Source organism: Nocardia thraciensis (assembly GCF_054782435.1).
On sequence record NZ_BAAGSM010000032.1, the window covers coordinates 67,615 to 82,759 of the forward strand.

Below are 15,145 nucleotides of genomic sequence, written 5' to 3' on the forward strand. Positions count from 1 at the left end.
GTGTTGCCTCGGAGGGTCGCTGTCGCATTTGTCGCTGCCTCACGGATTCACGCGGACCGATGTCTCGCCGAACAGCACGTCCGCGGGCGCACCCGCGCCGACGAGGCGGCCGGTGTCGAGCTGTAGGCAGTGGTCGGCGCGCAGGGCCTCGCGGTGATCGTGGGTGGCCTGGACGACGGTGACCCCGTCGGCTGTCAGCTCGCGGAGCGTGTGTGAGATCTGTTGCTGGGCTTCGGGATCCAGTCCGGTGGTGGGTTCGTCGAGCAGGAGCAGGTCCGATTGCTGCGCCAGGGCCTGGGCGAGGAGGGCGCGCTGCCGCTGGCCGCCGGAGAGGATGGTGAGTCGGCGGCGGGCCAGGTCCGCGATGCCCATGCGTTCCATGCAGGCCCGCACGATGGCGGTGTCGGCGCGCGTGAGGCGTCGCCAGGGGCCGCGGTGTGCCCAGCGGCCCATCGCGACGGTCTCGCGGACGGTGAGGGGGAGGGTCGCCGGGACCGCGCTGTGCTGGACCACGAAGGCCGGTCGCCGGTCGCTGCCGCGTTCGACGGTTCCGGTCGCCGGGGCCACGACCCCGGCGACGACGCCGAGCAGCGTGGACTTTCCGGACCCGTTGGGGCCGACGATCGCGGTGACCCGACCGGTGGGGATGTCGGTGGTGATCGCGTGCAGCACGGTCCGCGAGTGATACCCGGCCGTGAGCGCGTCGATCCGGACCGCCGGGGTCTTCCGTTCGTGCACTACATCACCTAACTTGTATTGAAAATCATTTCCATTATAAAGTGTGGCGCCATGGATGTCCTGTTTGCCCCGTTCGAGGTGTCTTTCGTGCAGAGAGCGCTGTGGGGCGGGTTGCTGGTGTCCTGCGTGTGCGCGCTGGCCGGTACGTGGGTGGTGGTGCGCGGTATGGCGTTCCTCGGTGACGCGATGGCGCACGGGATGCTGCCGGGGGTGGCGGTGGCCTCGCTGCTCGGCGGCAACCTCCTGGTGGGCGCGGCGTGCAGCGCGGCGGCGATGGCACTGGGTGTCACTGCGCTGCAACGCAATCCGCGGTTCACCGCCGACACCGGGATCGGGTTGGTGTTCGTGGGGATGCTGGCGGCGGGTGTGATCATCGTGTCGCGGTCGCAGTCCTTCGCGGTCGACGTGACCGGGTTCCTGTTCGGCGACGTGTTGGCCATTCGAGACCGGGACCTCGGCTATCTCGCCGTGGCGCTGGCGGTCGCGGTGGTGATCGCCGTGCTGGGGCACCGGGCGTTCCTGGCGCTGGCGTTCGATCCGCGCAAGGCGCACACCCTGGGCCTGCGGCCGCGGTGGGCGCAGGTGGCGCTGCTGGGCCTGCTGACCCTGGCGATCGTCGCGTCCTTCCACGTCGCGGGCACCCTGCTGGTGTTCGGCCTGCTCATCGCGCCACCGGCGGCGGCGACCTACTGGGCCGACCGGGTGCCGGTGATCATGGCGCTGGCGGCGCTGTTCGGCGGGTTCGCGACAGTGGTGGGCCTGCTGGTGTCCTGGCACGCGGGCACCGCGGCGGGCGCGACCATCGTGGCGGTCGCGGTCGCGGTGTTCTTCGCCTCGGCCGCGGCGGCGTGGTTGCGCGACCGGATGCGCATGCCGGGAGCGCACGCGCTGGCGCTGCTGGGCGCCCTGATCGCCGTGCTGCCGCTGGCCGGATGCGGTTCGGACACAGGCGATTCCGCGTCGGTCACGGAGACTCCGCATGGTTACGTGGAAGGCGCGGAGGAAACCGACGCGCCGCAGACCCGGGTGGTGGCCGCCGACGCCGGGGGATCGGTCCGGGTGGTCGATCTGATCGAGGGGGCTGTCACCGACGGCGGCCGGGCCCCGGGCCCGACCGGGATCTCCGGCGACGACCGATTCGCCTATCTCGGGAGCGGCGCGGCGGTGCGGATCGTCGACGGCGGCGCGTGGACCGTGGACCACGGCGACCACATGCACTACTACCGGGCCGCGATCCGCGAGGTCGGCACGCTGGCACGCGGCGGGCTCGTCGCGGCGCACAGCGATCCCGTCGTCACCGCCGTGGTCACCGATTCCGGGACCACCCTGCTGGACCGGGCCGCGCTGGATGCGGGCCGGATCACCGAGCGCGGTGTGACCGGCGACGCCGTCGCGGTGCCCTATGCCGAACATATCGCCGTGGTCGCGAAGGGCACCGGCCGCGCGGAGGTCCGCGACCGGGACGGGGCGGTGGTGGCGCCGCTGACCGAGACATGCGCTGCACCAAGGGGTTCCGCGGTCACCCGGCGCGGGCTGGTTGTCGGCTGCGCAGACGGCGCCATGCTGGTCACCGCTGCCGAAGGGCGGTTCGACGCCGTGAAAATTGCCTATCCGCAACCGGTTTCGGAGCCGGAGCGCGCGATCGAGTTCACGCACCGGCCCGGCAGCACCACGCTCGTCGCGCGGGCCGGTGAGCGCGGCGTCTGGGTGCTCGACATCCGCACGCGCACATGGCGGCTGGTAGAGACGGGTCCGGTGGCCGCGGCCAATACGGCGGGGGAGGGCAGCGTCCTGCTCACCCTGACCCGCGACGGCGTGCTGCACGGCCACGACCCGAATACCGGGGCGCAGACGGCCCGGACACCGCTGCTCGCGGCCCCGGTCCCGGACGGCGCGCCGCCGCCGACGATTCAGATCGACACGGGCCGCGCCTACGTCAACGACGCCGCCGCCCGCGCGGTGTACGAGATCGACTATCGCGACAATCTGCGTCGCGCACGTACTTTCGCCCTCGACATCGCGCCCGACCACATGGTGGAGACGGGCCGATGAGAACCGTGATCCGAGCGTGTATCGCGCTGCTCGTGCTGGCCGTGGCGCCCGCCTGCGCGGACCGCGCCGGCGGCGGACCCGAGATCGTCGTCACCACCAATATTCTCGGCGATGTCACCCGCGCGATCGTCGGGGACACGGCGGAGGTCACGGTGCTGATGCCGCCGAATGCCGATCCGCACCAGTTCGCGATCTCCGCGCAGACCGCCGCGCGCATCGAACGCGCCGCGCTGCTGGTGCACAACGGTCTCGGTCTGGAGGAGGGCGTGCGGCGGCACGTGCACGCCGCCGAAGAGGCCGGGGTGACAACGATTTCCGTCGGCGAGCAGGTGGACCCGATCCGGTTCCGGAGTGCGGAAGGCGGCGCGCCGGATCCGCACTTCTGGACCGATCCCGCGCGCATGCGCCGCGCGGTGGAGGTGATCGGCGCCCGGGTCGCCGGGATCGCCGGGGTCGACGCCGACACCGCGCGGGCCAATACCGCCCGGTACCTGGCGGAGTTGGACCGGCTCGACGGGTGGATGACCGAACAGTTCGCAACGCTGCCCCCGGACCGGCGCAAGCTGGTCACCAACCACCACGTATTCGGTTATCTGGCACAGCGATTCGGATTCGAGGTGATCGGCGCGGTCGTCCCGAGCGGCACCACGCTCGCCTCACCCAGCGCTTCCGACCTGGCCGGGCTGGCCGAAACCGTCCGTGCGGCGGGGGTGCCCGCCGTCTTCGCCGATTCCTCCCAGCCGGACCGCCTGGCCCGCGTCCTGGCCGAGCAGGCCGGCCTGCGGGTGCGGGTCATCGCCCTGTACTCGGAATCGCTCACCGAGCCCGGCGGCGGCGCCCCCACCTACCTCGACATGATGCGCGCCAACGCCGAGGCCATCGTGCGCGGCCTGACGGCGCCCTAGCTCGTCGAACAAACAGAAATGGAGTAGCACATGCGGTTACGTTCCCGCGCGGCCCGATCCCTGGCCGCGTCCGCGATACTGACCTCCGCGGTGGCCCTGAGCGGCTGTGGCGCAGGAGATTCGGATGCGGAGCGACATTCCGACCACGCGGCGATCACCGATCCCGTCGCGGTCACCTACGACGGCGGCATCTATCTGCTGGACGGGAAGTCCCTGGTGATGGCGGACGAGGTGAAACTCGACGGCTTCAACCGCCTCAACCCGGCGGGCGACGACCACCACGTCATGGTGTCCACCAAGGACGGCTTCCAAGTGCTCGACGCCGTGCACGGCGAGCTGACCGACACCGCCTTCCCCGCCGCGAAGCCGGGGCACGTGGTGCGGCACGCCGGGCGCACCGTCCTGTTCGCCGACGGCAGCGGCGAGGTGACCATGTTCGACCCGCACCGGCTCGCGGACGGCACCCCCGAGACCGAGCACTACAAGGCGACCGCGCCGCACCACGGCGTCGCGATCCAGCTGTCGAACGGGGAACTCGTCGTCACCCTCGGCACCGAGGAGAAGCGCACCGGCATCGTCGTGCTGGACCGCGACCGTAAGGAGATCGCGCGCAACGAGGATTGCCCCGGCGTGCACGGCGAATCGACCGCGCAGGGCGAGGCCGTGGTCATCGGCTGCCAGACCGGCGCCCTCGTCTACCGCAACGGCGCCATCACCAAGGTCGCCAGCCCGGATCCGTACGGGCGCATCGGCAACCAGGCCGGTACCGACGCCTCCCCGATCGCGCTAGGCGACTACAAGCGCGACAAGGACGCCGAACTCGAACGGCCGCAAGAGGTCTCGCTGATCGACACCCGCGACGGCAGCCTCCGGCTGGTGCCCCTCGGCACCAGCTACACCTTCCGCTCGCTGGCCCGCGGTCCGCAGGGCGAGGCGCTGGTGCTCGGCACCGACGGTCGCGTCCACGTCATCGACCCGGCGGCCGGGACGGTCACGCGGACCATCCCGGTCATCGGGCCGTGGGAGGAGCCGCTGCGGTGGCAGGATCCGCGGCCGGCGATCTTCGCGCGCGGCAACGACATCTACGTCTCCGACAACGCGACCAAGAAGATCCACCGCCTGGATCTCGCTACCGGCGCCGTCGCCGCCACCGCGACGCTGCCCGAGGCGCCCAACGAACTGAGCGGCATCAGCACGCACTGACACCGAGCGCGTAGCGGGGCGCGCCCCACTCGCTGGCAAAGGTCATAGTCCGGGGCCGTGCTGGTTGTGCACCTGCGGAAACCTCGTCTGCCGGGGTGTCGGATCGGTGTGCGCGGGCTGATACTTCCGGTGCTGGAGCAAGCCCGCTCGGGATTGTCGGGGTGTCGTGAGATCGCTACGCGCAGTTGTGATTCTGGGATTGGTCGGTTGGCTGTTCTGCGGGCAGCAGTTGGCGTGGGCGGACGACCTGCCCGGCGGGCCGTCGCCGATGCAGGACTGGATCGACAGAACCGTTCCGGCGCCGGCGTTTCCGGCCGCGCCGTCACCGCCGTCCGCGGAGCTGCCGCCGGATCTCGCGGCCCTGTGGCGGTCCGTGCTGTCGCCACCGGCGGGTGATCCGCTGTTCGACGCGTGGCCCGTCATGCTGGACCAGCTCAGCCCCGGCGATCTCGTCGAGTGGCGCGATGTGACGGCGACGGCCGCGCCGCTGGCGGCGGTGCCGATCCGGCGGGCGCTGCTGCTGAAGTTCCGGACGACCGCCGCCTCGGGCGTGCCGTCGTTCGGCACGGCGACGCTCGTGATCCCGGCGGCGGAGTGGACCGCTCCCGGAGGGCGGCCGGTGATGGTGAACGCGCTGCCGATCAACGCGCTCGGTCTGCGCTGCACGCCGAGTTACGCGATGGCGCACGGGATTCACAGCAAGTTCAACAGCGGTGACCTGTTCCCGCCGACGACCTGGTGGGGCCTCGGTCGCGGATACGCGGTCCTGATTCCGGACCACGAGGGTCCGTGGATGGCCTATGCCGAGCCGACGGTGGCCGGGCGCGTGGTGCTCGACGCCATCCGCGCCGTGCGGTCGGTGTCGCCGGTCGAGTTCGCGGACAGCCGTTTCGCGGTCGCCGGATATTCGGGCGGGGCGATCGCGTCGTACGCGGCGGCCATGCTGCTCGGCGATTACGCACCCGAGTTGCACGGCGTTCTCGTCGGCGCGGCCACGGGCGGTCTGGTCACCGACTATCGGGCCGTGGCACGCAAATTCGACGGCAATGTGGCGTCAGGCATTCTGCTCGCCGTCTCGCTGGCGATGGCGCGCGAGCATCCGCAGTTGCTCGCGAGCATGAACCATCTCGCGCGGTGGGTGGCGTCCTCGCCCGTGAAGGACACCTGCGGCGACAGCAACGGACCGCTCGGCGTGGTGGGCATCCCGATCGCGATCGCGACGAATACCGCCGATCCCCTCGACAGTCCCGCTGCCGACGAGGTGCTGCGCCGGTCCGACCTGCGGGACCGGACGGCGGGCGCCCCGCTGTTCGTCTACCACGGCGTGCACGACATCTGGATTCCCATCGAGGGCGCTCGGGACCTGTACCGGCAGCAGTGCGCCCGCGGCGTTCCCGCCCTGTACCGCGACGAGCCCGGCGAACACGTGACCGCCGCACTCGCCGGATATCCGGAGCTCATCGGCTGGCTCGACGCCCGCCTGCGCGGGGAGCGGGCGCCGAGCGAATGCCCGCCCGCCGCGACCGAACCCCAGGCCTCGCCGGTCGCCACACCGCGATGAGATCGCCGCTCCGCCAGCCGATCTCGACGATCGCTCGTGCGTGGCCGAATACAGCATTGTGGGCGAGGCGTTGTTCACCCGAGGGCCTGTACCAAGCTCGACGCGAGCAGGGCCACGGCGCGGTCGTCGTCCTCGGTGAGCTTTCGCAGGGTGTCGAGGGCGCGGGTGCCCGGTATTTCGGCGAGTGCCTGGGTCAGTCGTACTCGCGTCGCCGAATCGGCTGTGGGGGAGGCGAGTTCGCCGGTCAGGGCGGTCATGATCCGGTCTGCCCACTCCGCTTCTCGCGCAAGCGTTCCCAGGAGTTCGGCCGCTTCGACGTCGTGGGGGCCGTCCACGACCGTGGCGACGAGGACCGGGACGGCTCGATGAACTCCCCGAGCGCCGAGTGCGAGCGCGGCACGCGTGCGGATCGCCGTGTCCGCGTCGTCGAGGGCGTCGGTGAGCATCGCGGTCGCCTCGTCGCCGGGTAACTCGGCGAGGGCCAGGATCGCGCGGCGCCGGATCTCGGGGTCGTCCGAGCGCAGGCCGGGCGCCAGGCTCGCCGCGGCGTCGCCGCCCGCGCGGGCGAGGGCCCAGCGCAGGGCCCCGGCGACATTCGGATCGGATTCGGTGAGGACGGCCTCAGCGAGCAGTTCGGCGGGCATGTCCTCGGCCGGGCTCAGGACCGCCTGCTGCCGCCGGGCGGCGTGCCGCGAGCCGAGCCCGCGCAGGAGTTCGACCAGGCGCAGCACGCCGGGCCAGCCGGAGGGCTCGGCCGCGCCGACCGCGCGGAGCCGCTCGAGCAGTTCCCGGTCTCGGCGCAGCCGCTGTTCGGTGTCTCGGATCAGGTCGCCGACCAGCGCGGACGGGGTGAACCCGGGATCGTCGAGGGCGCGCCCGATCTGGTTCAGGGACAGTCCCAGCGAGCGCAGGCCCTCGACGTGGAAGATCCGCCGAATGTCGTCGGGGGAGTACTCCCGGTAGCCGCCCACGGTGCGGCCGGTCGGCCGCACCAGCCCGAGGGAGTCGTAGTGCCGGAGCATGCGGGCGCTCACCCCCGAGCGGCGCGCGACCTCACCGATCAGCACTCGGTTGCCTCCTTCCGGTCCGGTCCCAGCGCGGCGGCTCGCTTCGCCGCATCGACGGCGAGACCGAATGCGGCGTCCGGATCGCGCAACAGCCGCTCCGTGGCGTGGGCATGCGCCCGCACGGCCGGGTCGTGGCTGGTCGTCGCCGTCCGCAGCACCCGCTCGACCGGCTCGCCGAGCGCTACGAGGGCACTGCTCAGACTCAGTTGTACCTCCCGGTCACCGCGGCCGAGTTGGGTGGCCAGCTCGGCCGCCAGTGGCGCCCGCTCCGCATCGGGTGCGAGGACGACGGCGGCGCGCCAGGCGCTGCGCGCGACCTCGTCGTCGGAGTCGCGCAGCAGCGACCGCGTGATCGCCGGGTACACGCTGCCGTCCCCGATCTTGGACAGCGTGTGCAGCGCCTGGCTGCGGGCCTGGGCGCGTCCGGACAGCAGTTCCGCCCGCAGTTTCGGCACCGTGATCTGCGCCGGATGCCGGGTCAGCGCCCAGGTGAGCATGTCGCGCACGAAGAAGTCCGGCTCGATCGCGCACCGCTCGATGAGCGCGTCGACGAACCCGGGCTCGGGACGCGTACCGGCCACCAGTGCCGCTTTCAGCCGTGTCGACGAATCACCAGCCGCCAATGCGCGCAGCATCCGCGCCTCGTCCGGGTTGCTGTGTGTCGAATTGATGGGAACCACCTCCGACAACCAGTGAACGCCTTGTCACAGTGACAAGGTCAAGTCGTGGCCGAGACAGCTTCCGCGGCGACGTCGAGGATCCAGGTGATGCCGAAGCGGGGTCTTGCCGCGCGAGCCGAGCCGCCGGCCTCGGCTGATACGACGGGTCGATTCGAGCGGCGACCGCGCGGCGTCAGCTTCCGTCCAGATGGGGTAGTTCGCCGGTCGGCCACCGGGCGTAGGTGTGTTCCGGGGCGATCGTGATCACGTCCGTCACCCGGACCAGATCGGCGGGGATCCGGTTGCCGTCGAAATGGTCGGTGCTGGGGACGATGACCGCGTCGGCGGACAGCGCGGTCACGGTGGCCGCCAACAGGTGTATCGGATCGGCGGTGTGTTCGCCGAAGGTGATCGTTTTGCGCAGGTTGTATCCCAAACGTCGTGCCAGGGCGCGTATTTGGGCTTCGTCCCACTGTTGACGCTGCCGGGATACATCTTTGCGTAGATATCCGAGTGCGTCGAAGGTCATCGGCGTCCGTCCTCGAGTGTGGCTCGCGGGTGGGGATTCCGGCGCATCGCCGGTCGCGCGGCGTGCCGAGGCCGGGGGCGAACGGGGACGGATGCCGTTGCCGCTGGCCGGATATCGGCGTTCGGCGGCGACGGCCGCCGGTGCGTGGAATGCCTGGATCGCTCGAGGCCGGGGCGTGGTGATGGTGAAATCGCCTCCTTCTCGTCGTCGCACACTGCCGCGTGCGGCCGATGACTGCGTGCTGAGTTGCCAAGGCGATCAGCATCTTTCGGGCAAACCCGAGTTTAGGGCGGTGCCCGCGTGGTGGCGACCCCGCGCCGGTGCCCCGAGGCGGCGCCGGTCCCGAAGTGTTTGCTGGCAGACCGGGCGGTGTGAGCCCGGTGGCCGGGGTGATTGCCGGGACGGCGGTGGCGCTCGGAGAAGCGAGGGAGGACACCTACCGGTCAACTGGATCGCCGCTGTGACACCCGCCCGCGGCGATACCGCGCGCGGCCCTGAGCCTCGCCGTTCCCGCGGGCGCGCGGTAGTCGTCGAAACGTCTCGAAGTAGTTGCACCCTGCAATCGGAGCCCTGCCCCGGTAGGTGATAGTAGAGTGCAACTACTTTGGAGGAGGCGTGATGGAACCCCGGTCCGGATGTCCGATCAATGCCGCGGTCGAGGTGCTGGGCGACGCGTGGTCGATGCTGGTGCTGCGCGATGTCATGTTCGGCAACCGGCGCTACTTCCGCGAGCTGCTCAAGGGATCGGAGGAGGGGATCGCCTCCAATATTCTCAGCAGTCGGCTGCGGCGGCTCGTGGCGGCGGGCCTGCTCACCAGGGTCGAGGCCGGACGCGGGCGGCGGGCGGAGTATTCGCTCACCGAGGCGGGCATCGCGACGCTTCCGGTGATGGTGGCGCTGGGCAACTGGGGCCTGGACCACCGCGACGGTACCCGGGAACTGCGGGTGCGCGCCGAACTGCTGCGCGACGGCGGCCCGGAGTTGGTGGAGCGATTCATGGACGAACTGCGCGCGATCCATCTCGGCATCGCGCTACCGGACCCCGACGCGCCGACCGCGAGCGCCCGCCTGCGGGAGGCCTACGAGCAGGCCCTCGACTCGGCCGAGTAGCCGCCCGGCCGGTCCGGACGGCGAAAGTCGTTACCTACCTTGACCTTACGGACGGGCGCTATGACGTGATGCGTAACGGCCGGGGCTCGTCGGACTGCGAAGCGCCCGGCGCTCGGTCCGGCTCGGACGGCGGCTTCTCGTGTCGCTCCGGCGCGTTGCCCCGCAGCTGCCGAGTGAGCCAGCGCCGCATGTGCTCGAACCGGGTGGTGCGGGCGGGCCAGAACTCCTGCACGGTGGCGTTGAACTCGGCCCCCAGGATCACCGCGAAACCGAGGAAGAACGTGAACAGCAGGAACGCGATCGGGGTGGCGAGCGCGCCGTAGCTGATCCCGGTCCGGGTCACCCAGGTGAGGTAGCGCCGCAGCCCGTCGCTGGCGGCCATGAAGAACACACCCGCCACCAGCGCGCCGCCGAACAGCCGGTGCCATGGCAGCGAGCGGTGCAGCGCCAGTTTGTACAGCGTGGTCAGCCCGACGATGAGCAGCAGTCCGGTGCCCGGGTAGTAGAAGCCGTCGAGAAGCCGCAGCCCGGGTTCGCGCCAGCCATCGGGCAGCGCGCGGCCGATCAGCGTCGGGCCCAGCGCGACCAGCGGCAGCACGAATACCGACACCACCAGGAACAGCACGTACAACAGCAGCGCGAAGATGCGCTGCCATACCGGGTGCCGGGCGTCCTGTTGGTTGTGCGCGGCCACGATGGCGTCGACGAACGTCGCCATCGCCGACGATCCGGCCCACAGCGACAGCACGAACCCGACCGACACCACCGCACCGCGCCCGCGCCCGAGCACATCGCCGACTGTCGGGGCGATCAGATCGTCGACCACTGTCGGGCTGAACAGGTTCCGGCTGAAACTGATGATCTTGCCCTCGACGATCTCCACGGTGTCGGGACCGAACCAGCCGCCCACATAGCCCAGGCTGCCGAGCAGTCCGAGCAGCAGCGGCGCCAGCGACAGCGTCTGCCAGAAGGCGGCGGCGGCCGATTTCGCGAAGATCGAGTCGTCCCACGCCTTCACCGAGACGCGGGCGACGAGCTGCCAGATCCGGCGAGCCCCGTACCGGACGCGCACCTGCCCGCCCGCACCCGGACCGGGGGCGGCACTGTCGGCCGGAGGTGGTTCGTGTGCGTTCATCCTGCCTACAGGATTACCTACCGACGCACCGAATACGCGAACGGCCGGAAAACGTGTCGCGCGGTACCGTCCCGGTCGTGGGGGACGTCACACGCGGCGGCCTAATCGCGCGGAAACCCCGCGTCGGATTCGCTTCGTGTCGGTGCGGGTCGCTAATCTCTGTCGAGTGACTTCGGGTGGTGGTGGTTCGTTACGTGCGTGGCAGCGCAGGGCTCTCACCAAGTATCTGACGACGAAGCCACGCGACTTTCTCGCGGTCGCGACGCCGGGCGCCGGTAAGACCACGTTCGCTCTGCGGCTGGCTTCCGAGCTGCTCGCCGACCGCACGGTGGATCAGGTGACGGTGGTCGCGCCCACCGAGCACCTGAAACATCAGTGGTCGGCCGCGGCGTCGCGGTTCGGCATCGCGCTGGACTCCAACTTCTCCAACTCCACCGGCGGCACCTCCGGCGACTATCACGGGGTGGTGGTCACCTACGCGCAGGTCGCCTCGCATCCGTTCAAACACCGCGTCCGCACCGAGAACCGCCGCACCCTGGTGATTCTCGACGAGATCCACCACGCGGGCGACGCCAAGAGCTGGGGCGACGCGACCGCCGAGGCCTTCGACGAGGCCACCCGCCGCCTGGCGCTGACGGGCACGCCGTTCCGCAGCGACGATTCGCAGATCCCGTTCGTCACCTACGAGCCCGACGAGTCCGGATTCCCGCGGTCGCGCGCCGACTACGCCTACGGCTACTCCGAGGCGCTGGCCGACGGCGTTGTGCGGCCGGTGGTGTTTCTCGCCTACTCCGGCGATGCGCACTGGCGCGACAGTGCGGGCGAGGAGTACTCCGCCCGGCTGGGCGAGCCGCTGAGCGTCGAGCAGACGGCACGGGCCTGGCGCACCGCGCTGGACCCGGCGGGCGACTGGATGTCGAAGGTGCTCGGCGCCGCCGACACCCGCCTGCGCCAACTGCGCGCGACCGGCATGCCGGACGCCGGCGGCCTGGTGATCGCCACCGACCAGGAGCGCGCCCGCGACTACGCCGAACTGCTGGAACATATTTCGGGTTCGCGCCCGACAGTGGTGCTGTCGGACGACCCGGGCTCCTCGGAGCGGATCGGCGAGTTCGCGGCGGGCACCGAGCCCTGGATGGTGGCGGTGCGCATGGTGTCCGAAGGCGTGGACGTGCCGCGCCTGGCCGTCGGCGTCTACGCGACCAGTGCCTCGACGCCGCTGTATTTCGCGCAGGCGATCGGCCGGTTCGTGCGTGCCCGCCGCCCCGGGGAGACGGCCAGCGTCTTCCTGCCGTCGGTGCCGGTGCTGCTGGATCTCGCCGCGCAGCTCGAGATTCAGCGCGACCATGTGATCGGCAAGCCGCACCGCGAGCAGAACGGTCTCGACGACGAACTGCTGATCGAGGCGAACAGGCAGGAGGACGAGCCGGGCGAGGAGGAGCGCAAGTTCGTTGCCCTGGCGGCCGATGCCGAACTGGACCAGGTGATCTACGACGGCGACTCCTTCGGCACCGCGACCTTCGCGGGCAGCGACGAGGAGGCCGACTACCTCGGCATCCCGGGCCTGCTGGACGCCGAGCAGATGCGCGCGCTGCTGCGCGACCGCCAGACCCGCCAGGTCCAGGAGCGCAGCGCGGCCGCCGCCGGGGGGTCGGACCCGGGCCCGAGCGTCGCCGCGTCCGCCGAGCGCGTCGCCACCGCCGACCGCCTGAGCGAGCTGCGCCGCGAACTCAACAGCCTGGTCGCCATGCACCACCACCGCACCGGCAAGCCGCACGGCGTCATCCACGGCGAGCTACGCCGCGAATGCGGCGGCCCCCCAACGGCTCTCGCCACCGCCGACCAACTCTCCCAACGCATCAGCGCCCTGCGCCGCATGTAGGCGTCGGGCCTGCTCGGTCGGCTCAGGAGACGGCGGGCTCCCTGGTGGGCCAGGCCGCCAGGGCACGGTCGATCGAAGAACTCAGCTGGGGTAGATCCGCGCCGTCGCGGGCCTGGACGGACAGGCCGAACAGGACGGTGGCGTAGAAGTGGGCGAGTTCGGCGGCGTCGGTGTCGGCGGGCAGGTCGCCCTCGGCGATGCCCCGTTCGATCCGACGGCGGATGTCTTCGGCTGTGCCCCTGCGCTTCTCGATGAGGAAATCGCGGATCGCGGCGTTGCGGGTGGCGTAGGCGGAGCCCGCCAGCACCACCATGCAGCCGCGCGGCGTGGTGCCGTCTACGTAGGCGACGGCATTGTCGCGCAGCATGGCCTCGATGGATTGCCGCGCGGTGGGTTCCTCGCGCAGGGCCCGTTCGGTACGGCTGCCCTCGGTGCACCCGTACAGGCCCACCGCCTCGCGGAACAGCTGCTCCTTGCAACCGAACGCCGCGTACAGGCTGGGGGAGTTGATGCCCATGGCGGCGGTGAGGTCGCTCATCGAGGCGCCCTCGTAGCCGTGCTCCCAGAACACCTCCATGGCGCGCCGCAGGGCGAGCGCGCGGTCGAAGGTGCGGGGTCGTCCGCGTTCAGCCACGATCGCTCCTTTCTGTGTCGATCGTTAAATATACCTATTGACGCGGACGGGCGGCATCTGGTTGAGTCATTTATGTACTGATCGACACAAAATTGGGAGCGCAGAGATGAACGACCTGACCGGGACCGTGGCACTGGTGACCGGAGGCAGCCGCGGCATCGGCGCGGCGATCGCGCGGCGGCTGGCCGCGGCGGGCGCGGATGTGGCGCTGACCTATCGCAGCGGAGAGGAGAACGCGCGCAAGGTGGTGGCCGAGATCGAGGCGCTGGGCCGTCGCGGGCTGGCCGTGCGGGCCGACAGCGCCGACGCGGGGGAGACCACGGCCGCCGTGCGGCGCGTGGCCGAGGAACTGGGCGGTCTCGACATTCTGGTCAACAACGCGGGTATCTTCCCGGCCAAGCCGTTCGAGGAGTTCACCCTCGACGACGTCGACCAGGCGCTGCATATCCACGCGCGGGCGCCGTTCGTCGCCGCGCAGGCCGCGGTGGCGCACATGGGCCAGGGCGGGCGGATCATCAGCATCGGCTCGAACCTGACCGACCGCGCGCTGTTCGGCGGGCTGGCCCTGTACAACCTGAGCAAGTCCGCGCTCAACGGCTTCACCAAAGCCCTTGCGCGCGAGCTGGGTCCGCGGGGAATCACCGTGAACCTGGTGCAGCCGGGCTCCACCGACACCGATATGAACCCCTCCGACGGCGACCACGCCGGGCAGCAGCTGCAGTTCAACCCGCTGGGCCGGTTCGCCGGACCCGACGAGGTCGCCGCGCTGGTGGCCTTCCTCGCCGGCCCGGACGGCCGCGCGGTCAACGGCGCCATCATGACCATCGACAGCGGCATCAACTCCTGAGCTACCGGGCGAAGTACCGGCCCGGCGGCACCCCGACCGCCCGCCGGAAGGCGGCGACGTAGGCGCCGGGCGAGGCGTAGCCGATCCGCTCGGCGATGCGGGCCGCCGGGAGCCCGCTCGCCGGCAGCGGCAGCGAGGCCGCCAGCCGGATCCGAGTTCGCCACTGCCCGAAGGTGATTCCCGTCTCGGCGAGGAACAGCGGGGCGAGCGTGCGCGGGCTGGCGGCGGCATCGGGGGCGAATTGCGAGAGGGCAGACAACCCAGTTCCTTATGTGGGGTGGGCGAAGAAGGTGGCGGGGGTGAGGGTGTTGAGGGGGGTCCAGCGGGGTGGTGGGGCGTCGGTGGCGGTGGGGGGCGTGTCGGTGTCTCGGTAGCCTTGGAGATCCAGTGCGAGCCAAGGGTTTTCGTCGATGCGGCGGGCCAGGGCGTAGCAGGTGGCGAGGAGGTGGAGGCAGCGGGGCTTGCGGGCCGAACAGGAGCAGTCGGTGGAGATCAGGTGCGGGGCGGCGGACCGCCCCGCGGCACGGATCGACTCGTGGACGCTGTCGGCGAGTTCGACCGCATCGGCGGGGATCAGGGCCGCGAGGGCGGTGATCGTGGCGGCGGGCAGTCGTGCGACTTCCAGGCGGGTGACCGAGGCCTGTCCGCCGCGGTGGATGGCCGCGCGCACCACGCCGCCCTCGATCTCGAGCTGGACGCCGTCGTTGCGGGCGATGCTGCGGGCCCGCGGAAGCAGCGGCTCGGGGCGCGACACCCGCAGCGGCTCGGCCAGTCGCACCCAGTCCATACCCCAGGCCGTGTAGCCGAATTCGTTGTCCGCCAA

Annotated in this window: 15 protein-coding genes; 7 read left to right on the forward strand and 8 right to left on the reverse strand. The window is 71.0% G+C overall.

Annotated elements, in window-relative coordinates; translation table 11 throughout:
- Window positions 1–39 precede the first annotated feature (39 nt).
- Window positions 40–738 carry a zinc ABC transporter ATP-binding protein AztA gene (gene aztA / locus ACYVLQ_RS20800; RefSeq protein ID WP_460699182.1) on the reverse strand — a complete coding sequence of 233 codons (699 nt, stop codon included), beginning with the start codon at window positions 736–738 and terminating at the stop codon, window positions 40–42.
- A 51-nt stretch (window positions 739–789) separates the two neighbouring features.
- On the opposite strand from aztA, the gene aztB reads away from it, so the two are divergent.
- The 4 genes from aztB (at window position 790) to ACYVLQ_RS20820 (ending at window position 6,459) form a co-directional block, all read left to right on the forward strand.
- Window positions 790–2,790, forward strand: coding sequence for a zinc ABC transporter permease AztB (aztB, locus tag ACYVLQ_RS20805; protein WP_460699183.1), 2,001 nt, complete (start codon window positions 790–792; stop codon window positions 2,788–2,790).
- Entirely contained in the window at window positions 2,787–3,695 is a 909-nt protein-coding gene (gene aztC, locus ACYVLQ_RS20810) for a zinc ABC transporter substrate-binding protein AztC (RefSeq protein WP_460699184.1), read from the forward strand. The genes aztB and aztC overlap by 4 nt, the downstream gene beginning before the upstream one ends.
- A gap of 30 nt (window positions 3,696–3,725) precedes the next feature.
- Window positions 3,726–4,898 carry a zinc metallochaperone AztD gene (gene aztD / locus ACYVLQ_RS20815; RefSeq protein ID WP_460699185.1) on the forward strand — a complete coding sequence of 391 codons (1,173 nt, stop codon included), beginning with the start codon at window positions 3,726–3,728 and terminating at the stop codon, window positions 4,896–4,898.
- A gap of 187 nt (window positions 4,899–5,085) precedes the next feature.
- A complete protein-coding gene (locus ACYVLQ_RS20820; RefSeq protein WP_460699186.1) occupies window positions 5,086–6,459 on the forward strand; it encodes a lipase family protein in 1,374 nt (457 codons plus the stop codon).
- 74 nt (window positions 6,460–6,533) lie between these two features.
- Here ACYVLQ_RS20820 and ACYVLQ_RS20825 read toward each other — a convergent pair whose 3' ends face one another.
- The 3 genes from ACYVLQ_RS20825 to ACYVLQ_RS20835 all read right to left on the reverse strand — a co-directional run bounded on the left by ACYVLQ_RS20825 (window position 6,534) and on the right by ACYVLQ_RS20835 (window position 8,714).
- Complete coding sequence (locus tag ACYVLQ_RS20825) at window positions 6,534–7,526, reverse strand: HEAT repeat domain-containing protein (protein ID WP_460699187.1); 993 nt, start codon at window positions 7,524–7,526, stop codon at window positions 6,534–6,536.
- Window positions 7,520–8,206 (reverse strand): HEAT repeat domain-containing protein, encoded by a 687-nt coding sequence (locus tag ACYVLQ_RS20830; RefSeq protein WP_460699188.1) that lies wholly within the window; start codon window positions 8,204–8,206, stop codon window positions 7,520–7,522. The genes ACYVLQ_RS20825 and ACYVLQ_RS20830 overlap by 7 nt, the downstream gene beginning before the upstream one ends.
- 172 nt (window positions 8,207–8,378) lie before the next feature.
- Window positions 8,379–8,714 carry a hypothetical protein gene (locus ACYVLQ_RS20835; protein ID WP_460699189.1) on the reverse strand — a complete coding sequence of 112 codons (336 nt, stop codon included), beginning with the start codon at window positions 8,712–8,714 and terminating at the stop codon, window positions 8,379–8,381.
- 618 nt (window positions 8,715–9,332) lie between these two features.
- Here ACYVLQ_RS20835 and ACYVLQ_RS20840 point away from each other — a divergent pair.
- The gene (locus tag ACYVLQ_RS20840; protein WP_460699190.1) at window positions 9,333–9,824 is read left to right on the forward strand and encodes a winged helix-turn-helix transcriptional regulator; all 492 of its coding nucleotides are present in this window, start codon (window positions 9,333–9,335) and stop codon (window positions 9,822–9,824) included.
- A 58-nt stretch (window positions 9,825–9,882) separates the two neighbouring features.
- Here the strand turns inward: ACYVLQ_RS20840 and ACYVLQ_RS20845 are convergent, their stop codons facing one another.
- Window positions 9,883–10,959, reverse strand: coding sequence for a YihY/virulence factor BrkB family protein (locus tag ACYVLQ_RS20845; protein ID WP_460699191.1), 1,077 nt, complete (start codon window positions 10,957–10,959; stop codon window positions 9,883–9,885).
- Between the two features lie 166 nt (window positions 10,960–11,125).
- Here ACYVLQ_RS20845 and ACYVLQ_RS20850 point away from each other — a divergent pair, with 166 nt between their 5' ends.
- Window positions 11,126–12,841 (forward strand): DEAD/DEAH box helicase, encoded by a 1,716-nt coding sequence (locus tag ACYVLQ_RS20850; RefSeq protein WP_460699192.1) that lies wholly within the window; start codon window positions 11,126–11,128, stop codon window positions 12,839–12,841.
- A gap of 22 nt (window positions 12,842–12,863) precedes the next feature.
- On the opposite strand, the gene ACYVLQ_RS20855 is transcribed toward ACYVLQ_RS20850, so the two are convergent.
- Complete coding sequence (locus tag ACYVLQ_RS20855) at window positions 12,864–13,475, reverse strand: TetR/AcrR family transcriptional regulator (protein ID WP_460699193.1); 612 nt, start codon at window positions 13,473–13,475, stop codon at window positions 12,864–12,866.
- 106 nt (window positions 13,476–13,581) lie between these two features.
- On the opposite strand from ACYVLQ_RS20855, the gene ACYVLQ_RS20860 reads away from it, so the two are divergent.
- Window positions 13,582–14,322: an SDR family NAD(P)-dependent oxidoreductase gene (locus ACYVLQ_RS20860; RefSeq protein ID WP_460699194.1), complete on the forward strand. Its 741-nt coding sequence runs from the start codon at window positions 13,582–13,584 to the stop codon at window positions 14,320–14,322.
- Window position 14,323: 1 nt separating this feature from the next.
- On the opposite strand, the gene ACYVLQ_RS20865 is transcribed toward ACYVLQ_RS20860, so the two are convergent.
- Together ACYVLQ_RS20865 and ACYVLQ_RS20870 are read right to left on the reverse strand one after the other, a co-directional pair.
- On the reverse strand, window positions 14,324–14,581 hold the full coding sequence (locus tag ACYVLQ_RS20865; protein ID WP_460699195.1) for a helix-turn-helix domain-containing protein: 258 nt from the start codon (window positions 14,579–14,581) through the stop codon (window positions 14,324–14,326).
- Between the two features lie 9 nt (window positions 14,582–14,590).
- Complete coding sequence (locus ACYVLQ_RS20870) at window positions 14,591–15,145, reverse strand: hypothetical protein (protein ID WP_460699196.1); 555 nt, start codon at window positions 15,143–15,145, stop codon at window positions 14,591–14,593.

Excerpts from the sequence above, each read along its gene's own strand:
- ACYVLQ_RS20840 (WP_460699190.1), top strand. The coding sequence starts at position 9,333 with ATGGAACCCCGGTCCGGATGTCCGATCAATGCCGCGGTCGAGGTGCTG.
- ACYVLQ_RS20835 (WP_460699189.1), bottom strand. The coding sequence starts at position 8,714 with ATGACCTTCGACGCACTCGGATATCTACGCAAAGATGTATCCCGGCAG.
- aztB (WP_460699183.1), top strand. The coding sequence starts at position 790 with ATGGATGTCCTGTTTGCCCCGTTCGAGGTGTCTTTCGTGCAGAGAGCG.
- aztC (WP_460699184.1), top strand. The coding sequence starts at position 2,787 with ATGAGAACCGTGATCCGAGCGTGTATCGCGCTGCTCGTGCTGGCCGTG.
- ACYVLQ_RS20860 (WP_460699194.1), top strand. The coding sequence starts at position 13,582 with ATGAACGACCTGACCGGGACCGTGGCACTGGTGACCGGAGGCAGCCGC.
- ACYVLQ_RS20845 (WP_460699191.1), bottom strand. The coding sequence starts at position 10,959 with ATGAACGCACACGAACCACCTCCGGCCGACAGTGCCGCCCCCGGTCCG.
- aztD (WP_460699185.1), top strand. The coding sequence starts at position 3,726 with ATGCGGTTACGTTCCCGCGCGGCCCGATCCCTGGCCGCGTCCGCGATA.